Origin of the sequence: Tsukamurella paurometabola, from assembly GCF_900631615.1 — a bacterium.
In the GTDB taxonomy this organism is placed as follows: Bacteria; Actinomycetota; Actinomycetes; order Mycobacteriales; family Mycobacteriaceae; genus Tsukamurella; species Tsukamurella paurometabola_A.
Genome location: NZ_LR131273.1, coordinates 291,056 through 311,964, shown reverse-complemented (window position 1 = coordinate 311,964; position 20,909 = coordinate 291,056). Strand labels below are relative to the sequence as shown.

Below are 20,909 nucleotides of genomic sequence, written 5' to 3'. Positions count from 1 at the left end.
CGTTCCAGCGGCGCGGAATACTGTCGGGTGGAAGCAGTCGGTGCGAAGGAGATGACAGGTGACGTACACCATCGCAGAGCCCTGTGTGGATGTGCTCGACAAGGCATGTATCGAGGAGTGCCCCGTCGACTGTATCTACGAGGGCAACCGGATGCTGTACATCCAGCCCGACGAGTGCGTGGACTGCGGCGCGTGCGAGCCCGTGTGCCCCGTCGAGGCCATCTTCTACGAGGACGACGTGCCGGATGAGTGGGCCGAGTACGTCACCGCGAACATCGATTTCTTCAACGAGATCGGTTCGCCCGGCGGCGCCGCGAAGCAGGGGAAGATCGATTACGACCATCCCTTCATCAAGGCGCTCCCGCCCATGAACACCGACACCGAGCACTGACGTGCCGCGCGTGCCCGTGGCGTCCGGCCTGCCGGACTTTCCGTGGGACACCCTGGCGGGCGCGAAGGCGAAGGCCGCCGCGCACGTCGGTGGCATCGTCGACCTCTCGGTCGGCACCCCGGTCGATCCGGTGGCCGAGCCCATCCGTCGTGCTCTCTACGAGGGCTCCGCGTTCCCGGGATACCCGGCGACGATCGGCACCCTCGCGCTGCGCGAGGCCGCCGCGGCGGCACTGAGCCGCCGGTACGGCACCGTCGCGCTGCCGGAGAACGCCGTCCTGCCCGTGATCGGGACCAAAGAGGCGATCGCGCAGCTGCCGTCGCAGCTCGGGCTCGGCGCGGGTGACACGGTCGTGATCCCCGAGGTGGCGTACCCGACGTACGAGGTGGGTGCGTTGCTCGCCGGCGCGCGGCCGGTGCGGGCCGACGGTACCGCGCAGCTCGGCCCGGAGCGGCCGGCGCTGGTCTTCGTGAACTCGCCGTCGAACCCGACCGGCAAGGTGCTCGGGGTCGATCACCTCCGCAAGGTGGTGCAGTGGGCCCGCGAGCGCGGCGCGATCGTGGCCTCGGACGAGTGCTACTTGGGTCTGGCCTGGGAGGCCGAGCCCGTTTCGGTGCTCGATCCCCGTGTCTGCGACGGCGACACCACCGGGCTGATCGCGATCCACTCGCTGTCGAAGACCTCGAACCTGGCCTCGTACCGCGCGGGTTTCCTCGCGGGCGATCCGGCGCTGATCGCGGAGCTGGCCGCGGTGCGCAAGCACGCCGGCGCCATCGTGCCGTTCCCGATCCAGGCGGCCATGACCTACGCGCTCTCGGTGGACGAGCACGAGGCGGAGCAGCGCGCCCGCTACGCCGCGCGCCGCGCGGTGCTGCTGCGGGCCGTGCGCGGCGCGGGCTTCGCCGTGGATCACTCGGAGGCCGGGCTGTACCTGTGGTCGACGCGCGGCGAGCCGTGCCGCGACACCGTCGACTGGCTGGCCGAGCGGGGCATCCTCGCCGCCCCGGGCGAGTTCTACGGCCCGCAGGGCGCCCAGCACGTGCGCATCGCCATGACCGCGACGGACGAGCGGATCGCCGCTGCCGCCGAGCGCCTGGCCTGATGGGGATCTCCGGCGTCTCGGCCGCGTGGCGGCCCGAGCTCGCCGGGATGCTGCTCGACGGTGCGCGGTCGGGCACCGTCGCCTTCACCGAGGTCGTGGCGGAGAACGTCGATCCGGCCGCTCCACCGCCGGAACTGGCGGACCTGGCGGGCCTGGGTGTCGCGGTGGTGCCGCACGGCGTGACGCTGGGGATCGCGGGCGCTGACCTCCCCGATCCCGGCCGCCTGCAGCGGCTCGCCGACCTCGCCGTGGCGTTGGACGCGCCGCTGGTCAGCGAGCACGTGGCGTTCGTCCGGGCGGGCACCGTCGGGCTGGACGACGATGCGCCGTCGGATCCGGCCGGGCCGCACGCCGACGTGCTCGAAGCCGGCCACCTCATGCCCGCGCCGCGCACCGCGGAGGCGCTCGACGTGCTCGTCGAGAACGTCCGGGCCGCTCAGGCGGCGTTGCCGGTGCCGCTCGCGCTGGAGAACATCGCGGCCCTGTTCGCCTGGCCCGAGGACGGCTACGACGAGCCCTCGTACCTGCGGGAACTGGTCGAGCGGACCGGTGTGCGCCTCGTTCTCGACCTCGCCAACGTCTACGCGTCGTGCACCGCGCGCGGGGCGGATGCCGCCGCCGAGCTGCGCCGGTATCCGCTCGAGGCCGTCGCGTACGTGCACATCGCGGGCGGCCGGTTCGACGGGACGCTCTACCTCGACACCCACGCTGATCCGATTTGTCCGGAAGTTCTGGAGCTGCTCGCCGTCTGGCGGGATTCACAGCGTTCTCTTGGGGGCGTTTCCGCAGGTGGGGGCGTGTTGCCCGGAGTGTTGCTGGAACGTGACGAGTCCGTGATCGAATCCGCCGTCCGGCACGAGATGCTGTGCCTACGAGAGGTTCTCGGGATCGACTGAACGACGAGGAGGTGCGGGATGGAGTTCGCCATCGTGCTCTTCGTGATCTTCGCAGTGATCGCCGTGTGCGTGTCCATCGCCGGCGGCGGTGGGAACGGTCGGCGCGGGGGACGCTCGCGCAGGCGGGGCGGCTCGTCCGGGAGCGGTTCGGCCTGGTTCTTCGACGGTTCCGACGGTGGTTCGCACCACTCGAGCCACGACTCCGGCTCCAACTGCAGCGCGAGCAGCTGCGGAGGCTCCAGCTGCGGGTCGAGCTCGTCGAGCAGTTCGAGCAGCTGTGGTTCCTCCTGAGGCGCGGGAGCGGTTGCGGCAGCGTCAGGCGGCGGTGCTCACCGATCTCCTCGCCGGCCGGGTGCCCGCCGGCTTCGATGCCGACGGCACCGCGTTGACCGGCAGGGTCCTCGCGGTGAAGCGGGCGGGCTCCGCGGCCCGGGCCCTTCCGGCGCTGCGGACCCTGCCCGGCTGGCCCGCGGGTTTCGTCGCCTATGCCGCGGCGCATCCGAAGGCCGACTGCTCCGCCCACGACGCCCGCGCCTACATCGCGTGGCTCCGCGCGCACGGCACCGACGCCGAGCGCGCCTGGGTCGCGGTGGAGGCGGTGCGCAGCGGGGCGCGGCGCTGGGCACTCGCGCGCGGCCGGCCCGTCGTCCGGGTGGGGTCCCGGGTGTACGGGGCGCGGCGACGGTAGCCGCTGCGGAGATCCGCGGCGCGGTCGGAGCCGCGGACGGTTGCTTGTGCGAAGAATTTGCGTTCCAGTGATACGCTATCGCAAAAGCGACTGAGGTTCAGTTGAGCGGAGGTGGTGAATATGCGATTCACGAAAGCGGGAACGGCGGCGGTCGCCGCACTGTGCGCGGCCGTGGTGATGTGCGGCGTCGCCCTGTGGATCATCGAATCACGGCTCGTCGCAGCTCATCCGGAGTGTGTGGGTGCGGGCTCTCCCCGGTTGTCGGTCTCGGAACGGGTCGGCGACGAACCGGTTCTCCACCGAGCGCTGGACCGGGTGCTCAGCGGCCTGGGGTGTGTTCCGGGCCTGCCGCGCGACGCGGTCGCGAAATAGAATTCACTGACACGGTACGAAAACGGCGGCCGGCGTCATGCCGGCCGCCGTCTCCCGAGACGCGGGTCAGTTCTTGTGCAGCGCGGCGTTGAGCTCGACGCCCTCGCTCTTCCAGGGCACGACCTCGACCGCGCCGGTCACCGAGTTGCGGCGGAACAGCAGGTTGCTGCGGCCGGCGAAGTCGCGCGCCTTGACCTGGGTGCCGTCCGGGGCGGTCACCTTGGTTCCGGCGGTGAGGTAGAGGCCCGCCTCGAGCACGCAGTCGTCGCCGAGCGGGATGCCCAGGCCCGAGTTGGCGCCCAGGAGGCACCGCTCGCCGAGCGCGATGATCTCCTTGCCCCCGCCCGACAGGGTGCCCATCGTGGACGCGCCGCCGCCTACGTCGGAGTGGTCGCCGATGACGACGCCGGCGGAGATGCGCCCCTCGACCATCGCCGTCCCCAGCGTGCCGGCGTTGAAGTTCACGAAGCCCTCGTGCATGACGGTCGTGCCCTCGGCGAGGTGGGCGCCGAGGCGCACCCGGTCGGCGTCGCCGATGCGCACGCCGGTGGGCAGCACGTAGTCGACCATCCGCGGGAACTTGTCCAGCGAGTAGACGGTGACCTGCCCGCGCTTGCGCAGTGCCGCGCGCACCAGCTCGAAGCCGGCGGGGGAGCAGGGCCCGAAGTTCGTCCACACGACGTTCGCCAGCAGGCCGAACTGTCCCTCGAGGCTCAGCCCGTGCGGCTGGACGAGGCGGTGGCTCAGCAGGTGCAGGCGCAGGTACACGTCGTGCGCGTCGATCGGCGCCGCCGCCAGGTCCGCGATGGTGGTCTCGACGACGACGGTACGCACCTTGCGATCGGCGTCCGGGCCCGCGAGGGCGGTCAGCTCGGCGGGCGCGCCCGCCGGATCCTGGACCGACCCGGCGGTGCCGCCGCCGTCGGTCAGCTCCGGCGCGGGGAACCAGGTGTCGAGCACCGTCCCGTCGTCGGTGAGGGTGGCCAGTCCGTATGCCTTCGCTCCACGATTCGTCACCCGCTCAGACTACTGGCCCCTCCGGGGTGGCGGCGGCCCAGGCGAGCGGTCGCGGCGGCGTTCCCTCCCCGCGGCGCGCTCGCGCTGCGCAGTCGCCGGATTCGGATACCGTCCATGCAGTGACCACGACTCTCGACACGGCCAGGCTCGCCAACCGGATCGATGACGCCGTCGACGACGGGGACCTGGCGACCGTCTCGTCGCTCATCGCACCGCTCACGTCGCACCAGGTCGCCGACGTCCTCGAGCGCCTGAGCCGCAAGGACCGCGCCGTCGTCTTCCGGCTCCTCGCCAAGGACGAAGCGCTGACCGTCTTCGAATCGCTGGACGCGCCGCTGCAGGGCGAGCTGATCCACGACCTCCAGGACGAACAGGTCACCGGCCTGTTCGCCGACCTCGACCCCGACGACCGGGTCACCCTGCTCGACGAACTGCCCGCGACCGTGGCCGCGCGCCTGCTGCACGGCCTGCCCGAGGGGGAACGTGCCGCCACCGCGGCCCTGCTCGGCTACCCGCAGGGCTCCGTCGGACGCGAGATGACGCCCGAGTTCGTCTCGGTGCACCCGGGCGACACCGCCGAAGAGGCCCTCGCCGCGGTCCGGGAGCGCATCGATGACGTCGAGACCATCTACGGCATCCCCGTCGTCGGCCCCGGCCGGGTGCTCGTGGGCATCGTCGGGCTGCGGGGCCTGCTGCGCAGCGATCCGGAGACCCCGGTCAGCGAGATCATGAACATCGCGGGCACGGCCCGGGCACGGGAGTCCGCCGAGGACGCCGCGCGCCGCTGCGCCGAGCAGCGGCTGCTGGTGATGCCGATCGTCGACGACGAGCACCGCCTCGTCGGCATCCTCACCGTCGACGACGCCCTCCGCATCCTCGAGGAGGCGGAGAGCGAGGACGCCGCGCGCCAGGGCGGTGTCGAACCGCTGAACCGGCCCTACCTGTCCACGCCCGTGCGGACCCTGGTGCGCTCGCGCGTCGTGTGGCTGCTCGTCCTCGCGATCGGCGCGACGCTCACCGTGAAGGTGCTCTCCGTCTTCGAGGACAGCCTGCAGGAGATGGTGGTGCTCTCGCTGTTCGTGCCGCTCATCATCGGCACCGGCGGTAACACCGGCAACCAGGCCGCCACCACCGTCACCCGCGCGCTCGCGCTGGGCGACATCACCACCCGCGACGTCTTCCGGGTGCTGGGGCGGGAAGTCCGCGTGGGGGCGACGCTCGGCCTGGTCCTGGGCACCCTCGGTGCGGTCATCGCGGGCGTCCTGTTCGGCACCGATGTGGGCCTGGTGATCGGCGCGACGCTGTTCGGCGTGTGCACCATGTCGGCCACCGTCGGCGGTCTCATGCCGATCGTGGCGAAATCGATCGGCGTGGACCCGGCGGTCTTCTCCAACCCGTTCATCAGCACGTTCGTCGACGCGACGGGCCTCATCCTGTACTTCCTCATCGCCAAGGCGATCCTCGGGATCTGACCACTCCCCTGGAGCGGTGACTCCGCCGTCGCGCCCTTGGCGGTGGTCGCGTCCGGTAGCGCCACCACGCTGGGGCTGTGCCCGCCCGCCGCGACCTCGGAGTGGTCGCGCCCCGTAGCGCCACTACGCTGGGGCCGTGCCCCTCGACATCACCCAGAACCCGATCGACCTCACCGCCGCGCTCGTGGACATCCCCAGCGTGAGCCACGACGAGGAGCGCATCGCCGACGAGGTGGAGGCCGCGCTCCGCGCACTCGGTCGCTTCGAGGTGCTCCGCGTGGGCAACAACGTGCTGGCCCGCACCGACCGCGGCCTGCCGCAGCGGGTGATGCTCGCGGGCCACCTCGACACCGTGCCGATCGCCGACAACGTGCCCAGCCGCCGTGAGGGCGGCGTGCTGCACGGCTGCGGCACCGTCGACATGAAGAGCGGGGACGCGGTCTTCCTGCACCTCGCCGCCACGCTGGCCGAGCCCGCGTACGATCTGACGCTCATCTTCTACGAGTGCGAGGAGATCGCCTCGCAGTTCAACGGTCTCGGCCGCATCGAGCGGGAGCTCCCGGAGTGGCTGGCCGCCGACGTCGCGATCCTCGGCGAGCCCTCGGGCGGGCTCATCGAGGCGGGCTGCCAGGGCACCATCCGGGTGCGCATCACCGCGGGCGGGGTCCGGGCGCACAGCGCGCGGTCGTGGCTGGGGGACAACGCGATCCACAAGTTGGGGCCCGTCCTCACGGCCCTGCAGGGCTACACCGCGCGCACCGTCGACATCGACGGCTGCGAGTACCGCGAGGGCCTCTCCGCGGTGAAGATCGAGGGCGGCGTCGCCGGCAACGTCGTGCCCGACGAGGCCTTCGTCGACGTCAACTTCCGCTTCGCCCCGGACCGCACGGTCGAGGAGGCCGTCGCCCACGTCCGCGAGGTCCTCGCGGGACCGCTCGCCGACGGTGCGCTGTCCTTCGACGTCACCGACGCGGCCCCCGGCGCGCTGCCCGGCCTCGGCGCCCCGGCTGCGGCGAGGCTCGTGGCGGCCGCGGGCGGCCGCTTCCGCGCCAAGTACGGGTGGACCGACGTCTCCCGCTTCGCCGCGCTGGGCATCCCCGCGGTGAACTTCGGCCCGGGCGACCCCAACTACGCGCACAAGCGCGACGAACACGTCGAGACTGCGCAGATCACCGAGGTGGCCGCCGTGCTGCGCGCCTTCCTCGCTGGGTAGGTTGTGCGTCATGGCCTCCGATAAGAAGCCCTCCGCCGACCACTACCTGCGTTACCGCGGCCCCGTCCGCGTGCAGGGCGCGGCGGCGACGGAATCGTCGACCACCGATCAGCGGCTGCTCGCCAACGCGGACGACGCCGACTGGCTGCACCGCGACCCCTGGCGCGTCATGCGGATCCAGGCCGAGTTCGTCGAGGGCTTCGGGGCCCTCGCCGAACTGCCGCGGGCCGTCACGGTGTTCGGTTCCGCTCGGATCAAACAGGATTCGGCCGAGTACGCGACCGGGCGCGAGCTGGGCGCCGGTCTCGTGCGGGCCGGCTACGCCGTGATCACCGGCGGCGGACCGGGCGCGATGGAGGCGGCGAACCGCGGCGCCAAGGACGCCGACGGTCTCTCGGTGGGGCTGGGCATCGAGTTGCCCTTCGAGCAGGGGCTCAACGACTGGGTCGACCTCGGCATCAACTTCCGCTACTTCTTCGTGCGGAAGACGATGTTCGTCAAGTACGCGCAGGCCTTCGTCTGCCTCCCCGGCGGGTTCGGCACACTCGACGAGCTCTTCGAGGCACTCACCCTGGTCCAGACGCACAAGGTGACCCGGTTCCCGATCGTGCTGCTCGGTTCCGCCTACTGGGGCGGCCTGGTGGACTGGATCCGCGGCACCCTGACGGAGGAGGGGATGGTCTCGCCCGGCGACGCGGACCTCATCACCGTCACGGATTCGGTGGACGAGGCCATCGAGATCATCGTGCGCGCCGACGCCGCCCGCGAACGCGAGGCCGAGGCGAGCGAGGTGGACCCGTCGTGACCGCGATCGCCGTCTTCTGCGCCTCGCGCCCCGTGCCGCAGGAGTACATCGACCTCGCCACCGAGGTGGGGCGCGGCATCGCCGCCGGTGGCGACTCCCTGGTGTGGGGCGGCGGCCACGTCTCGATGATGGGCGCGGTCGCCCAGGCCGCCCGTGGCGGCGGAGCCCACACGCTCGGCGTGATCCCGACGGCGCTCGTCGACCGCGAGGTCGCCGACCACGCCGCGGACGAACTGCTCGTGGTGGCGACGATGCGCGAGCGCAAGCAACTGATGGACGACAACGCGGGAGCCTTCCTCGTGCTGCCCGGAGGCGTGGGCACGCTCGAGGAGTTCTTCGAGGCGTGGACCGCCGGCTATCTCTCGATGCACGACAAGCCGGTGGTGATCCTCGACCACGAGGGCTTCTACAGCCCGCTCCTGGACTGGATCGACAGCCTCAAGGCCAAGGGTTTCGTGGGTGACGCGGCTCTCGGCCGACTGCTGCGCGCGACGGACGTCACGGCGGCCCTCGAGGCGTGCCGTGGTACGGCGGTGCCACGGTAGGCTCGCCGCGTGAGCTCTACGCATAAGAACACCACCGTCGGCGTCGCGGACCTGGCGCGGGGTGTCGGCAAGCTGGTACCCGACCTGCCCCTCCTGATCAAGGAGGGCCCGTCGATCCTGCTGCGCACGCAGAACAGCAAGGAGACCATCGGCACGGTGTTCGCCAAGCGCGCGGCGCAGCACCCGTCGCGCGACTTCCTGCGGTTCCACGGCGAGGGCATCAGCTACGGCGAGGCGAACGCCACGGTCAACACCTACGCCCGCGTGCTGCTCCAGCGCGGGGTCAAGGTGGGCGACGTGGTGGGCGTGGTCATGCACAACCACCCGCAGATGGTGCTGGTGATGCTCGCCATCGTCAAGGTCGGCGCCACCGCCGGCCTGGTGAACTACAACCAGCGGGGCGCCGTGCTCGCGCACAGCCTCGGCATCCTCGACACCGGCACCATCATCGCCGGGACCGAGGACCTGGAGGCGTTCGACTCGCTCGACGAGGCCGACCGCCCGGCCGACGGGGTGGTGCTGACCGTCGACGAGCTCGCCGAGCAGGCGCGCCGGGTCCGCGCGGAGGATCCGCGCGCGACCGAGAATCCCGCCGTCACCGCCACGCTGCCCGCGAGCACCCGCGCCTTCTACGTCTTCACCTCGGGCACCACGGGCATGCCGAAGGCGTCGATCATGACGCACTACCGCTGGCTCAAGGGCATGGCGGGCTTCGGTGCGACCGCGGTGCGGATGCGCCGCGACGACGTGATGTACTGCCCGCTTCCGCTGTACCACAACAACGCCGCACTCGTGGCGCTCGGCTCGGTGCTCGTCTCCGGTGCCACCCTCGCCATCGGCCGCAAGTTCTCGGCGACCAGGTTCTGGGACGAGGCGAACGAGAACTCGGCCACGATGTTCATCTACATCGGCGAGATCTGCCGCTACCTGCTCAACCAGCCGCCCAAGCCGAGCGACCGGTCCAACACCATCCGGGTCGCCGCCGGCAACGGGATGCGGCCCGAGATCTGGCGGGAGTTCCAGGAGCGCTTCGGGATCGAGCGGATCATGGAGTTCTACGCGGCGAGCGAGACGAACATCGCCTTCGTCAACGTCTTCAACATCGAGGGCACCGTCGGACTGTGCCCCCTCCCGCACGCCGTGGTGGAGTACGACATCGACACCGCGGGGCCGCTGCGCGACGCGCGCGGCAGGCTCAAGCGGGTCAAGAGGGGCGAGAACGGCCTGCTGCTGACGAAGATCACCAAGTCCGCACCCTTCGACGGCTACACGGATGGGAAGGCGAACGACGCCAAGCTGATCCGCGACGGCTTCAAGGACGGCGACGTGTGGTTCAACACCGGCGACGTGGTGACCAACCAGGGCTTCGACCACATCGCGTTCGTCGACCGCCTCGGCGACACCTTCCGGTGGAAGGGCGAGAACGTCGCGACCACCGAGGTCGAGGGCGCGCTCGACGAGGCCGATCAGGTGGAGGGCGCCATCGTCTACGGCGTCGCGATCCCCGGCGCCGACGGCAAGGCCGGGATGGCCGCGGTCAAGCTGGCCGAGGGACGCGAGTTCGACGGCGCCGCACTGGCGTCGCAGTTGCGGAACGAGCTGCCGGGCTACGCGATCCCGCTCTTCGTGCGCGTGGTGCCCAGCCTGGAGGTCACATCGACCTTCAAGAGCCTCAAGGGCGAACTCCGCGAGCAGGGGTTCACGGAGACCGGCGACGACCCGCTGTACGTCTTCGTCGGCGGCGCGGACGGTTACGTTCCCGCGTACGACGGCTACGCGGCGGACGTCGCCGCCGCCAAGGTCCCGGACCTGCGCGGGAATCCCGGCTCGCCGGGGCGCTCCTAGCGTGGCCGGGTCGGCGGCGGGCCCGGATCCCGCGGCGTCCCCGAGCCGGCCTCCGGCGTCGAGCGCGCCGGTGCGCCCGACCTTCTGCGGTCGCCCGGTGCCGGTGGACCGCGCGCTGGTGATGGCGATCATCAACCGCACGCCGGACTCGTTCTACGACCGCGGCAGCTACTTCGCCGTGGATGCCGCGCTGGAGCGCGTGGACACCGCGGTCGCCGAGGGCGCCGATGTCGTGGACGTGGGCGGCGTCAAGGCCGGCCCCGGCCAGGAGGTCGACGCGACCGAGGAGATCGCGCGCACCGTGCCCTTCATCGCGCAGGTGCGTGATCGCCACCCGGATCTGCTCATCAGTGTGGACACCTGGCGCGCGTCCGTGGCCGAGGCGGCCGTCGATGCGGGAGCGGATCTCATCAACGACACCTGGGCGGGTGCCGACCCGGACCTGCCGCGGATCGCCGCCGCCACCGGCGCGGGCCTCGTCTGCTCGCACACGGGCGGCGCCGTGCCGCGCACCCGGCCGTTCCGCGTGCGCTATCCCGATGTGGTGGCCGACGTGCGGGATTCGCTCGCCGCGGCCGCGGAGGCCGCGTTCGCGGCGGGGGTGCGTGCGGACGGCATCGTCATCGATCCGACCCACGACTTCGGCAAGAACACCCACCACGGCCTCGCGCTGCTGCGGCACCTCGATGAACTCGTCGGCACGGGGTGGCCGGTGCTCATGGCACTGTCCAACAAGGACTTCATCGGCGAGACCCTGGACGCGGGTCTGGAGGAGCGGGTGGCGGGGACACTCGCCGCGACGGCGCTGGCCGCGCACGCGGGGGCGCGGATGTTCCGCGTGCACCAGGTGGCCGACACCCGTCGGGTGGTCGAAATGGTGGCGTCGATCGACGGTGTGCGCCCGCCGGCCCGCGTGGTGCGGGGCCTCGCGTGAGTACGGCGCACCGGTTCTTCGAGGAGCCCCGCTGGAGCATCGAGGAACTCGTCGCGGCCAAGGCGGGCCGTACCGTCTCCGTGGTCCTTCCGGCGCTGAACGAGGAGGACACCGTCGGTGCGGTGGTGGCGACGATCGAGCCCCTGCTGGGCACCCTCGTCGACGAGTTGATCGTGCTCGACTCCGGTTCGACGGATCGCACCGCGGAGCGGGCCCGCGCCGCGGGCGCGACGGTGATCAGCCGGGAGCAGGCGATCCCGTCACTGCCGCCTGTGCCGGGGAAGGGCGAGGCCCTGTGGCGCGGGGTCGCGGCATCGACGGGCGATCTGATCGCGTTCATCGACTCGGACCTCATCGAGCCGGATCCGCGGTACGTGCCGCGGCTGGTCGGCCCCGTGCTGTTCCACCCCGACGTGCACCTCGTGAAGGCCTACTACCGGCGGCCGCTGCGCGTGTTCAAGGCGGGCGAGGACCCGACGGGCGGTGGGCGCGTCACGGAGCTCGTGGCACGGCCGCTGCTCGCGGCGCTGCGGCCGTCGTTGCGCGCGATCCTGCAGCCGCTCGGCGGCGAGTACGCGGGGACGCGCGAGTTCCTGGCCTCGGTGCCGTTCGCGCCCGGCTACGGCGTGGAGATCGGGTTGCTGTTGGACGCGGAGGCACGTTACGGCCTGGCCGGGATCGCCCAGGTGAACCTCCCGGTGCGCAAGCACCGCAACCGCGACCTCCGGGACCTGGGGGTGATGAGCCGGCAGATCATGGGGACGGCGCTGCGGCGCTGCGGTATCGACGACTCGGGCGCGGGGATCACGCAGTACCTGGTGGAGCCGGGCCCCGAGGACCGGTTCACGGAGGTCACCACCGAGCTGTCGCTGGCGGACCGGCCGCCCGTGAGCGAGGTGACCTAGCAGAAACTACTTGACGGACTGGAAAGTGCTTTCTATGGTTGAGTCATCGACCACGGAGGGAGCCGTCATGACCGAGCACTACGCGAACCCCACCCCGGAGGAGGCGCGGAGCGCCCTCGCGCGGGCCGACCGGGCCTCGGTGGCCACACCCGCCGACCGCGACCGGCTCGAGCGCGGCCTCATCACCATCGGGCTCGCGGTGGGGGCGTTGGTGCCCGCGCTCCGCGTCACCGTCGGTAACCCGGATGCCCCCGGGTGGTTCCGGCTCGGTGGCCTCGCGGTCGTCGTGCTTCTCTACCTCGCGGCGATCGCGATCGCGGTCGCGGGTATGCGGCGCGCCTCCGCCGCGCCGCGGGGCTTCACGCTGCGGTACCACCTGGGCCTCGGCGGCACCATGGCCCTGTACGCCGGATACGTCGTCCTCCAGTCCGCACGCGGCGAGGATGCGCTTGCGTGGCACTGGACGATCACCGCCGCCCTCGTGACCACGATCCCGGCGCTGCTCGGCGCTCGAGCCATCTCCAAGCTGGCCCTGCGATGACCACGACGGGCGGTCACGCGCGCCACCGGCTCGACGACGTGATCCACGCGCCGGTGCGGTTCTCCATCGTGGCGGCGCTGTCGAAGGTCGAGAACGCCGAGTTCGCCGCCGTGCGGGACGCGGTGGAGCTCTCCGATTCCGTCCTGTCCAAGCAGGCCTCGCAGCTCGAGGCGGCCGGATACGTCGCGATCAAGAAGGGGTACGTGGGCAAGCGGCCGCGCACCTGGCTGTCGCTCACCGCGGAGGGACGCACGGCCTTCGCGTCGCACCTCGATGCGCTGCGTGCGATCGCCGACGGATCCTGACCGCGGGATCAGTCCGCCCGGAGGAGCGCGTCCAGCGCCGCCGCGCCGGCGAGGAGTGCCCGCCCCCGTGCGGTCAGGGACGCCTGCCAGCCGTCGAGCGTCGCGCGGAGAGGGCCGACCCCACCCGCGGCACGGACCCGCTCGGTGAGTTCCGCGATGCGCTCCAGTCCGTACCCGCCGCGCCGCAGTTGCTCCGCCGTCCGCGCGTCGCGGACGTCCGCGGGGGAGTAGAGGCGATAGCCGGTGACGCGTTCACGGACGGGCCGCACGACACCCGCTCGCTCCCAGGCCCGCAGGGTCGCCGGCACGACGCCCAGCCGGTGGGCCACCTCGCCGACGTACAGGCCCGGGGTGCCGTCGTCCTCGGGATCGTCGAGGTCCGCCAGCGCGGCACGGACCCGCCGGAGAGTGTCGCGATCGCCCGCGAGTTCCTCGTGCGCCCGGTCGAGCAGACCGAAAGCGGCGTCGAGGTCGCCGCGGTGCACCGCCCGCAGGATCGATCCGGCCCGCGCGTGCCCGCAGCCCGGGACGAGCGCGAGGAAGGCGGCGAGCGCGAGTCGATGTCGCTCGGCGTAGGCGCGGTAGCCCGACGGGGTGCGCGCCGCAGGCGGCAACACGCCCTGCTCCTCGTAGTTCCGCACCGCCTGCGCGGAGAGGCCGTGCGGCCTGGCGAGATCGATCGGGCGGAGCCGCTCTTGAAGGTTCGTGGTCATCAACCTCGAGTAATCGACGAGAAGTTTCAATGGAGGCTTCAACGATATCGTGAAAGGGGTGATCACGGACCAGGTAGACCTCCCTTCCTTCCTCGACGCCCAGCCCACTCCGACCCGCCTGCTCGCGCTCGGCGAGCCCCTGCACGGCTCCGAGGAGATCCTGCGCGCGCGCAACGCCGCCATCGAGGATCTCGTACGGCACGCCGGCTACCGCTCGATCGCCGTGGAGTCCGACCTCCATCGCGCACCGCTCGTGAACGCCTACGTCGCGGGCGCGGACCTCGACCTGCATCGGGTCCTCGACGAGGGCTTCAGCCACCCCTTCGTGCACGCGCTCGACGCGACCGCCGAGTTGCTGCGGACCCTCCGCGACCTGAACCGTTCCCTGGACACGCCGGTCCGCTTCTACGGCTTCGACGGGCCGATGGAGATGGCGTCCGCCCCGAGCCCGCGGGCGTTCCTCCTCCCCGTGCGCGCGGCGCTGGCCGCGGTGGCACCGGGCACCGTCGGCGAGGCCGAACTCGATGCGCTGCTCGGTGACGAGGCGCGGTGGACCGGGGAACGGGCCATGTACGAGGCGGACCGGGGCGTGGGGCGGACCGTCGACGCCGACCGCCTCCGCCTGCTCACCGACGACCTGTGCGCGGTCCTGGACGCGCACGCTCCCGAACTGGCCGAGCGGCCCGAGGACTGGTGGTGGCTGCGCGCCGACGCCGCGACCGCCGTCGGCCTGCTGCGGTATCACGCGATCATGGCGACCGACACCCCCGACCGCCTCGGGCGGCTCAGTGCGCAGCGGGACGCGATGATGGGCCGGAACCTGCGGGCGATCCTCGATCGGGAAGCGGGCCGCGGGGGCACCATCGCATCCGCTCACAACCTGCACCTGCAGCGCGGGCCGAGCGAGATGCGGATGGGACCGCACCTCGTGCGCTGGTTCAGCGGTGGCGCGCAGGCGGCGGCGCACCTCGGCGACGGCTACCGCTTCGTCGCGATCGCCGTCGGGTCCGCGCCCGCGCACGGCCTCGCGGTGCCCGCTCCGGGCACGATCGAGGGCGAACTGCATCGCGCGCAATCCGCGCCCGCCCACCTGTACGCGGGGCCGGAGCTCGCCGAACGGCTGGGCGCCGCCGCCGATCGCGAGGACCGCGACGATCGCGGCGCCTACTTCCCGCTGGAGGCCGGCCGCCTCGCGGAGACCGACGGTGTGCTCTTCCTCCGCGAGGTTCGGGCATGATGGCCCCATGGTGATCGTGATGTACGCCCTGGGCCTGCTCGCCGTCGCCGCCGTCTTGTACGGGGTGGCGGCGCTGGTCTTCGGGCGCGGCGACGATACCCCGCCCCTGGAGACGGGTGCCACGCCCACGGTGCTCCCTGCGGAGGACGTCGCGGGGGCGGACGTCCGTGCGCTCCGGTTCCAGCAGGTGGTACGCGGGTACAAACCCGCCGAGGTGGACTGGGCCCTCGAGCGGCTCGCGCGCGAGATCGACGTCCTGCGGACCCGGCTGGCCGCGGAACGGGAGCCCGCGGAGGCCGTGACCGACGCCCCCGGAGAGGACGATTAGCCCCACGTTGCCAGTAGTCCGCGCCGATCAGTGCAGCGCACAGGCTAGAATGTGGAGCGGACCCGCTGCGGGCTGCGCTCGGGCGGGTGAAGGATCTGAAGGGAGCAACGGATGGCGGCTATGAAGCCACGTACGGGGGACGGCCCCTTGGAAGCGACCAAGGAGGGGCGCGGGATCGTGATGCGCGTACCCCTGGAGGGTGGTGGACGCCTCGTGGTGGAGCTCACGCCGGATGAGGCCGCTGCGCTCGGCGAGGAGCTGCGCGGCGTCACGTCGTAGCCGGTAGAACTGTTTCCCTGGAGATCCCGCGCGGTGCCACCGTGCGGGATCTCCTCGTTTCCCGAGGTGTCCCATGGTGCAAGTCCCGCCCGGTCTGGCCGCGGTGCTGCCGGCCCTGGCGTGCCCGCACTGCGCCGGCGCGCTCGAGGCCGACGACGGCACGCTGCTGTGCCCCGTCGGTCACTCCTTCGACGTCGCACGACAGGGATACGTCTCCCTCCTGGCGGGCGACGCGAGCGGACTCATCGCCGACGACGCCGACATGATCGCGGCCCGCGAACGCTTCTTCGCGACGGGCCACTACGAGACCTTCCACGCCGCCGTGGCGGCGGCCGCCGCCACGGCGCCCGCCGGACCGGCCCTGGACTGCGGCGCGGGCGAGGGCGCGTACCTCGCGCGGGCCTGCGCCGCGCGCGCGGCGAACGGGCTCGGCGGCACCGGGATCGGTCTCGACCTGTCGAAGCCCGCTGCGCGGCGCACGGCGCGACGCGGGCCGTCGATCGGCTCGGTGGTCGCGAACGGGTGGGCGCGCTTGCCCGTCGCCGACGGTGCCGTCGCCGCGGTCCTGTCGGTCTTCGCGCCCCGTAACGCGGCCGAGTTCGCGCGCGTCCTCGCCCCCGGCGGGCTGCTCGTGGTGCTCACGCCCGGGCCGCGACACCTGCGCGAGATCGTCGGACCGCTGGGGATGATCTCCGTCGAGGACGGCAAGGTCGCCCGGCTCGACGGTGCGCTGCACGACTTCTCGCTCGTCGCCCGCGAGAAGCACGAGTGGGTCATGGATCTCACCGCGGACGCCGTGGCCGACCTGGTCGCGATGGGACCCAGTGCGCACCACGGCTCCCCGGAGGCCCGGGCGGCCGCGATCGCCGAACTCACCGCGGGCGGCACCGCGGCGGTGACGGCGTCGGGCACCGTCAGCGTCTACGCCCTGCAGTGACGGGCTCGCGACAACCAGCGGCCACGCACTGAGGTAGGCGTGGCTCGCCTGCGCGGGTAGGCGCGCACGTGCCGCGTGCGCAGAGGCGGCCGCGCACAGGACGCCGCCGTGCGGACGTGCCGCGTGCGCACAGTCGCGCCACGTGCGCGGATACCCGCGCCGCGTGCTTCACCCGCGAGCGGCCCGGGCGTGCTCGTAGACGTCCAGCGTCTGCGCGGCGATGGACTCCCAGCTGAAATCGGCGATCGCGCGAGCACGTCCGGCCGCGCCGTACGCAGCGGCGCGCGCCGGATCCGCACAGAGCGCGTTCACCGCGTCGGCGAGGCCCGCCTCGAAGGCATCGGTGTGCGCCTCGTCGTAGTGCACGAGCGTGCCGGTCTCGCCGTCCACGACGACCTCGGGGATGCCACCGACGTCCGAGGCGACGACGGCGGTACCGCAGGCCATGGCCTCGAGGTTCACGATGCCCAGTGGCTCGTAGACCGACGGGCAGACGAAGACGGATGCCGCGCTGAGGATCTCACGGACCTTGGGGGTGGGCAGCATGTCCTGCACCCAGTGCACCCCGTCGCGCGAGTCCGCGAGCGCGGCCACGGCGTCCGCCGTCTCCGCAGCGATCTCGGGGGTGTCCGGGGCGCCGGCGCAGAGCACCAGTTGGACCTCCGGAGCGAACCGGTGCGCCGCGGCGACGAGGTGCTTGACGCCCTTCTGCCGCGTGATCCGGCCGACGAAGGCGACGATGGGGCGATCGGGGTCGACCCCACGGTCGACGAGCGGTGAGTCCTCGCCGAAGGTCGGAGCGGGATGCCACAGCTCGGAGTCGATGCCGTTGAGCACCACGTGGACCCGCGCCGGATCGAGGTTCGGGTACGCGTCCAGCACGTCGTCGGCCATGCCGCGGCTGACGGCGATCACCGCGTCGGCGTACTCGACGGCGTTGCGCTCGGCCCAGCTGGAGAGCCGGTAGCCGCCGCCCAGTTGCTCGGCCTTCCACGGACGGTGCGGCTCGAGCGAGTGGGCCGTGAGGATGTGGGGGACGCCGTAGAGCTGGGCGGCGACGTGCCCCGCCAGGCCGGTGTACCAGGTGTGGCTGTGCACCACGTCGGCGGCCGCGGCGAGGTTCGCCATCCGCAGGTCCGTCGAGAACATCTCGAGGGCCGTGTTCGCGCCGACGAGCTGCGGGTCCGGCCCGGAGACGGTCACGCCGTCCATGTCCGGTCGCGGGGCACCCATGCAGTGGACATCGACCTCGCACAGGCTGCGCAGCCGCGCGACGAGTTCGGTCACGTGCACGCCCGCGCCGCCGTAGACCTCCGGCGGGTACTCCCTCGTCATCATCGCTACACGCATGGCACCACGCTAGAGCGTGCCGGGGCCGCACGCAGGCGGTTCGACGGAGCCCGAGCGCTGTGGTTCACCTGTGGTTGTCCGCCCGGACGCCTGTGCTTAGCCCTGGAACAGGATCCGCTGTCGCAGAACGCTGCACGGCTGCCCGGATTGGGGTTAGCGTGGACCCGTGAGCAGCCAGCCTCGTGTCCTGGGAATCGTCCTCGCCGGCGGCGAGGGCAAGCGTCTGTATCCGCTGACCGCGGACCGCGCGAAGCCCGCAGTGCCCTTCGGCGGCTCGTACCGCCTCATCGACTTCGTGCTGTCGAATCTGGTGAACGCGGGGTATCAGCGGCTGTGCGTGTTGACCCAGTACAAGTCGCACTCGCTGGACCGCCACATCAGCCAGACCTGGCGCATGTTCGGCTTCCGCGGGGAGTACATCACCCCCGTCCCGGCGCAGCAGCGCGTGGGCAAGCGCTGGTTCACGGGTAGCGCCGACGCGATCTTCCAGTCCATGAACCTCATCTCCGATGACGACCCGGACTACATCGTGGTGTTCGGCGCGGACCATGTGTACCGGATGGACCCGTCCCAGATGGTGCAGGCGCACATCGAATCCGGCGCCGGCGTGACCGTCGCGGGCATCCGAGTCCCGCGGTCCGAGGCGAAGGCCTTCGGCTGCATCGAGTCCGACGATTCCGGCCGGATCACGCAGTTCCTGGAGAAGCCGGCCGACCCGCCCGGCACGCCGGACGACCCCGAGGTCACCTTCGCGTCGATGGGCAACTACGTCTTCAGCCGGCAGGCGCTCGTCGAGGCGATCATCGCCGATGCGGAGAACCCCGACTCAGATCACGACATGGGTGGGGACATCATCCCCGCGTTCGTGGCTCGCGGCGAGGCGGCGGTCTACGACTTCAGCGACAACAAGGTGCCCGGCGCCACCGAGCGCGACGCGGGGTACTGGCGCGACGTCGGCACCGTCGACGCCTTCTACGACGCGCACATGGACCTGGTGTCGGTGTACCCGATCTTCAACCTCTACAACCGCCAGTGGCCCATCCGCTGCGAGAACGACAACCTGCCCCCGGCCAAGTTCGCCCGCGGCGGCCTCGCCCAGGAATCCATGGTGGGGGCGGGCAGCATCATCTCCGGCGCGACGGTCCGCAACTCCGTCATCGGCGCCAACGTCACCATCGGCGACGGGGCCACCGTCGAGGGGTCGGTCCTCATGCCCGGCGTGCGGATCGAGCCCGGCGCCGTGGTCCGCAAGGCGATCCTCGACAAGAACGTCGTGGTGGGCCGCGGTGAGATCCTCGGCGTGAACCTCGACCGCGAGCGCGAGCGGTTCAACGTCTCGGCGGGCGGCGTGGTCACCGTTGGCAAGGGCGTCCGGATCGGCTGACGGGCTGTCGCTCGCCGCGACGGAGCACAAGATCGCGGCCTACGGGCGCGGACGGATTCCCTGACGGCCGGCGTCTCGTTCTCGTCAGGCGGCGTCGTCGACGGCGAGCAGGCCGCCCGAGGAACCGCGGAGGATGATCTCGACGACGGCGTCGGCATCGTCGGACATGGGGACGTGACCGCTGCCGGGGAGCCAGACGTGTTCGGCCTGCGGCAGCAGGCGGCGGGCGCGCCGGCCCTGGTAGGGGAGGAGGACGCGGTCCCGCGTGCCCCACGCGACGGTGACGGGGACATCGGCGGCGATCTCGGCCTCGAACGGGAACGCGCCACCGATGATGTCGCGGAGCGTCTTCCGCGCCTCGACCATGTTCCGGAGGTCGCCGAGTACGCGATCGGCGGATAGCCGCTCGCCGTGCGTCATCAGCGACGCGAGCATCAGGCGCCGGCCGATGCCGCTGCGGGTGAGCGTCGGTGCGAGCGGCGCCGCGACGCGCCCCGCGGCGATGAGCGCGGCGAAGTGTGCGCGGATCAGCTGGAAGTCCTTGTCGTCGCGCCAGAAGCCCGCGGGCGCGAGCCCGGTCGCGCTGCTGACGATGCCGCTCGCCGCGGCCTCGAGCGCGATGCGGCCACCCAGCGAATTGCCCGCGATGTGCGGGCGGACGAGGCCCAACTCGCGGAACAGGTCCTCCAGGTGCTGCTGGAGCGCCTCCTGGACCGTGCGGCCGGCGAGGTCGAGCGCCGGGGATTCGCCGTGTCCGGGGAGGTCGAACAGGACGACCTCACGGTGCTCGGCGAGCCGCTCGGCCACGGGGTACCAGGCCTGACGGCGGTGCGCGATCCCGTGGACCAGGACCAGCGGCTCACCGGAGCCGAATCGTTCGTACGCCAACATCTCGTGCCACCTCGTCGTGGTCGGGCGGGCCGGGCCCGCGGGGTCCGACGGTGCGCCGGACGGATTGTTCGGAGCGTACGGATTGATAGAAGTCGGCGCAATACCTCTCAGAAAAGTCGCTGGTGATGGAAATGCCGGCGTCAGTCGCGGGCGAGCGCGGCGCGGACCTGGTGCGCCACGGTGGTGTGCTCCGCCGAGTCCGGAAGGGCGTCGACCGGCCACCACCGAAGATCGTTCGATTCGTCGCTGATCGCGAGCTCCGGGGTGCCGGCGCCCACCGCGAAGGCGCGGAAGCGCAGGTCCAGGTGGCGCGTCGGCACGCCCAGTGAGCATCGGATCGGGTGGGTGTGCAGCGTGAGGAGATCCGCGTCGAGGACGAGATCGGCGAGGCCCGACTCCTCGTGCCCCTCGCGGAGGGCGGCGGCGGGCACCGTCGAATCGGTGTCCTCGCAGTGCCCGCCCAACTGCAGCCACTCGCCGACCCGCGGATGGTGGGTGAGCACGACGTGGGTGCGCGCCTCGTTGAGGATCACCACCGACGCGGTGATGTGGCCCGGCACGTTCGCGCGGGCACACGCGTTCGGCTGGGCGTCGAGGAAGGCGAGCACGGTGTGGCGCAGTGCGTCGTCGGCGTCCGTGCGGGCGTCGAACCGGGCGAGGACATCGATCGCGGAGGCGTGCAGGGAGGCGAAAGTCATTCGGCTACCGTCCCTCCGGCGCAGCGGGGGCCTCGGCGGCCTGCGCGGTGCCGCCGGGAGC

At 71.9% G+C, this 20,909-nt stretch carries 24 protein-coding genes; 19 read left to right on the top strand and 5 right to left on the bottom strand.

What is annotated here, in order from left to right:
• Window positions 1–58 precede the first annotated feature (58 nt).
• The 5 genes from fdxA (at window position 59) to ELY19_RS01595 (ending at window position 3,449) form a co-directional block, all read left to right on the top strand.
• Complete coding sequence (gene fdxA / locus ELY19_RS01615) at window positions 59–391, top strand: ferredoxin (RefSeq protein ID WP_126194642.1); 333 nt, start codon at window positions 59–61, stop codon at window positions 389–391.
• A 16-nt stretch (window positions 392–407) separates the two neighbouring features.
• Window positions 408–1,493, top strand: a complete 1,086-nt coding sequence (dapC, locus tag ELY19_RS01610) for a succinyldiaminopimelate transaminase (protein ID WP_126198640.1) — start codon at window positions 408–410, stop codon at window positions 1,491–1,493.
• Window positions 1,493–2,389, top strand: a complete 897-nt coding sequence (locus ELY19_RS01605; protein WP_126194641.1) for a multinuclear nonheme iron-dependent oxidase — start codon at window positions 1,493–1,495, stop codon at window positions 2,387–2,389. Before dapC ends, ELY19_RS01605 begins: the two co-directional genes overlap by 1 nt.
• A 277-nt stretch (window positions 2,390–2,666) precedes the next feature.
• Window positions 2,667–3,077, top strand: coding sequence for an SCO6045 C-terminal-like domain-containing protein (locus ELY19_RS01600; protein WP_126194640.1), 411 nt, complete (start codon window positions 2,667–2,669; stop codon window positions 3,075–3,077).
• A gap of 120 nt (window positions 3,078–3,197) precedes the next feature.
• Window positions 3,198–3,449, top strand: coding sequence for a hypothetical protein (locus ELY19_RS01595; RefSeq protein ID WP_126194639.1), 252 nt, complete (start codon window positions 3,198–3,200; stop codon window positions 3,447–3,449).
• Between the two features lie 66 nt (window positions 3,450–3,515).
• Here ELY19_RS01595 and dapD read toward each other — a convergent pair whose 3' ends face one another.
• Complete coding sequence (gene dapD, locus ELY19_RS01590; protein WP_126194638.1) at window positions 3,516–4,466, bottom strand: 2,3,4,5-tetrahydropyridine-2,6-dicarboxylate N-succinyltransferase; 951 nt, start codon at window positions 4,464–4,466, stop codon at window positions 3,516–3,518.
• 119 nt (window positions 4,467–4,585) lie between these two features.
• Between dapD and mgtE the strand changes: the two genes are divergently transcribed.
• From mgtE to ELY19_RS01545, 9 genes are all read left to right on the top strand, one after another.
• Window positions 4,586–5,938, top strand: coding sequence for a magnesium transporter (gene mgtE, locus ELY19_RS01585; RefSeq protein WP_126194637.1), 1,353 nt, complete (start codon window positions 4,586–4,588; stop codon window positions 5,936–5,938).
• Window positions 5,939–6,074: 136 nt separating this feature from the next.
• A complete protein-coding gene (gene dapE / locus ELY19_RS01580) occupies window positions 6,075–7,151 on the top strand; it encodes a succinyl-diaminopimelate desuccinylase (RefSeq protein WP_126194636.1) in 1,077 nt (358 codons plus the stop codon).
• 10 nt (window positions 7,152–7,161) lie between these two features.
• On the top strand, window positions 7,162–7,956 hold the full coding sequence (locus ELY19_RS01575; protein ID WP_126194635.1) for an LOG family protein: 795 nt from the start codon (window positions 7,162–7,164) through the stop codon (window positions 7,954–7,956).
• Entirely contained in the window at window positions 7,953–8,501 is a 549-nt protein-coding gene (locus ELY19_RS01570) for an LOG family protein (RefSeq protein ID WP_126194634.1), read from the top strand. Before ELY19_RS01575 ends, ELY19_RS01570 begins: the two co-directional genes overlap by 4 nt.
• A 9-nt stretch (window positions 8,502–8,510) precedes the next feature.
• On the top strand, window positions 8,511–10,346 hold the full coding sequence (locus ELY19_RS01565; RefSeq protein WP_126194633.1) for a long-chain-acyl-CoA synthetase: 1,836 nt from the start codon (window positions 8,511–8,513) through the stop codon (window positions 10,344–10,346).
• Between the two features lie 121 nt (window positions 10,347–10,467).
• Window positions 10,468–11,280, top strand: coding sequence for a dihydropteroate synthase (gene folP, locus ELY19_RS01560; RefSeq protein WP_227967261.1), 813 nt, complete (start codon window positions 10,468–10,470; stop codon window positions 11,278–11,280).
• The gene (locus ELY19_RS01555) at window positions 11,277–12,185 is read left to right on the top strand and encodes a glucosyl-3-phosphoglycerate synthase (RefSeq protein WP_126194631.1); all 909 of its coding nucleotides are present in this window, start codon (window positions 11,277–11,279) and stop codon (window positions 12,183–12,185) included. Before folP ends, ELY19_RS01555 begins: the two co-directional genes overlap by 4 nt.
• A gap of 67 nt (window positions 12,186–12,252) precedes the next feature.
• Window positions 12,253–12,726: a hypothetical protein gene (locus ELY19_RS01550; RefSeq protein ID WP_126194630.1), complete on the top strand. Its 474-nt coding sequence runs from the start codon at window positions 12,253–12,255 to the stop codon at window positions 12,724–12,726.
• Window positions 12,723–13,031, top strand: a complete 309-nt coding sequence (locus ELY19_RS01545; RefSeq protein ID WP_126194629.1) for a winged helix-turn-helix domain-containing protein — start codon at window positions 12,723–12,725, stop codon at window positions 13,029–13,031. Before ELY19_RS01550 ends, ELY19_RS01545 begins: the two co-directional genes overlap by 4 nt.
• Window positions 13,032–13,039: 8 nt before the next feature.
• Here the strand turns inward: ELY19_RS01545 and ELY19_RS01540 are convergent, their stop codons facing one another.
• The gene (locus tag ELY19_RS01540) at window positions 13,040–13,744 is read right to left on the bottom strand and encodes a MerR family transcriptional regulator (RefSeq protein WP_126194628.1); all 705 of its coding nucleotides are present in this window, start codon (window positions 13,742–13,744) and stop codon (window positions 13,040–13,042) included.
• 58 nt (window positions 13,745–13,802) lie between these two features.
• Between ELY19_RS01540 and ELY19_RS01535 the strand changes: the two genes are divergently transcribed.
• From ELY19_RS01535 to ELY19_RS01520, 4 genes are all read left to right on the top strand, one after another.
• On the top strand, window positions 13,803–14,981 hold the full coding sequence (locus ELY19_RS01535) for an erythromycin esterase family protein (RefSeq protein ID WP_164711483.1): 1,179 nt from the start codon (window positions 13,803–13,805) through the stop codon (window positions 14,979–14,981).
• 7 nt (window positions 14,982–14,988) lie between these two features.
• Window positions 14,989–15,309 carry a DivIVA domain-containing protein gene (locus ELY19_RS01530; RefSeq protein ID WP_126194626.1) on the top strand — a complete coding sequence of 107 codons (321 nt, stop codon included), beginning with the start codon at window positions 14,989–14,991 and terminating at the stop codon, window positions 15,307–15,309.
• Window positions 15,310–15,420: 111 nt separating this feature from the next.
• Entirely contained in the window at window positions 15,421–15,588 is a 168-nt protein-coding gene (locus ELY19_RS01525; protein ID WP_068532479.1) for a DUF3117 domain-containing protein, read from the top strand.
• A 73-nt stretch (window positions 15,589–15,661) separates the two neighbouring features.
• A complete protein-coding gene (locus tag ELY19_RS01520; RefSeq protein WP_126194625.1) occupies window positions 15,662–16,525 on the top strand; it encodes a putative RNA methyltransferase in 864 nt (287 codons plus the stop codon).
• A 168-nt stretch (window positions 16,526–16,693) separates the two neighbouring features.
• Here the strand turns inward: ELY19_RS01520 and glgA are convergent, their stop codons facing one another.
• Entirely contained in the window at window positions 16,694–17,875 is a 1,182-nt protein-coding gene (gene glgA / locus ELY19_RS01515; protein WP_126194624.1) for a glycogen synthase, read from the bottom strand.
• Window positions 17,876–18,041: 166 nt separating this feature from the next.
• On the opposite strand from glgA, the gene glgC reads away from it, so the two are divergent.
• Window positions 18,042–19,259, top strand: coding sequence for a glucose-1-phosphate adenylyltransferase (glgC, locus tag ELY19_RS01510; RefSeq protein WP_126194623.1), 1,218 nt, complete (start codon window positions 18,042–18,044; stop codon window positions 19,257–19,259).
• 84 nt (window positions 19,260–19,343) lie between these two features.
• On the opposite strand, the gene ELY19_RS01505 is transcribed toward glgC, so the two are convergent.
• Complete coding sequence (locus ELY19_RS01505; protein ID WP_126194622.1) at window positions 19,344–20,150, bottom strand: alpha/beta fold hydrolase; 807 nt, start codon at window positions 20,148–20,150, stop codon at window positions 19,344–19,346.
• Window positions 20,151–20,290: 140 nt separating this feature from the next.
• Complete coding sequence (locus ELY19_RS01500) at window positions 20,291–20,848, bottom strand: NUDIX hydrolase (RefSeq protein WP_126194621.1); 558 nt, start codon at window positions 20,846–20,848, stop codon at window positions 20,291–20,293.
• Window positions 20,849–20,909: the final 61 nt, after the last annotated feature.

Excerpts from the sequence above, each read along its gene's own strand:
- ELY19_RS01605 (WP_126194641.1), top strand. The coding sequence starts at position 1,493 with ATGGGGATCTCCGGCGTCTCGGCCGCGTGGCGGCCCGAGCTCGCCGGG.
- ELY19_RS01595 (WP_126194639.1), top strand. The coding sequence starts at position 3,198 with ATGCGATTCACGAAAGCGGGAACGGCGGCGGTCGCCGCACTGTGCGCG.
- ELY19_RS01575 (WP_126194635.1), top strand. The coding sequence starts at position 7,162 with ATGGCCTCCGATAAGAAGCCCTCCGCCGACCACTACCTGCGTTACCGC.
- folP (WP_227967261.1), top strand. The coding sequence starts at position 10,468 with ATGGCGATCATCAACCGCACGCCGGACTCGTTCTACGACCGCGGCAGC.
- ELY19_RS01550 (WP_126194630.1), top strand. The coding sequence starts at position 12,253 with ATGACCGAGCACTACGCGAACCCCACCCCGGAGGAGGCGCGGAGCGCC.
- ELY19_RS01545 (WP_126194629.1), top strand. The coding sequence starts at position 12,723 with ATGACCACGACGGGCGGTCACGCGCGCCACCGGCTCGACGACGTGATC.
- ELY19_RS01540 (WP_126194628.1), bottom strand. The coding sequence starts at position 13,744 with ATGACCACGAACCTTCAAGAGCGGCTCCGCCCGATCGATCTCGCCAGG.
- ELY19_RS01530 (WP_126194626.1), top strand. The coding sequence starts at position 14,989 with ATGGTGATCGTGATGTACGCCCTGGGCCTGCTCGCCGTCGCCGCCGTC.
- ELY19_RS01525 (WP_068532479.1), top strand. The coding sequence starts at position 15,421 with ATGGCGGCTATGAAGCCACGTACGGGGGACGGCCCCTTGGAAGCGACC.
- ELY19_RS01520 (WP_126194625.1), top strand. The coding sequence starts at position 15,662 with ATGGTGCAAGTCCCGCCCGGTCTGGCCGCGGTGCTGCCGGCCCTGGCG.
- glgA (WP_126194624.1), bottom strand. The coding sequence starts at position 17,875 with ATGCGTGTAGCGATGATGACGAGGGAGTACCCGCCGGAGGTCTACGGC.
- ELY19_RS01505 (WP_126194622.1), bottom strand. The coding sequence starts at position 20,150 with ATGTTGGCGTACGAACGATTCGGCTCCGGTGAGCCGCTGGTCCTGGTC.
- ELY19_RS01500 (WP_126194621.1), bottom strand. The coding sequence starts at position 20,848 with ATGACTTTCGCCTCCCTGCACGCCTCCGCGATCGATGTCCTCGCCCGG.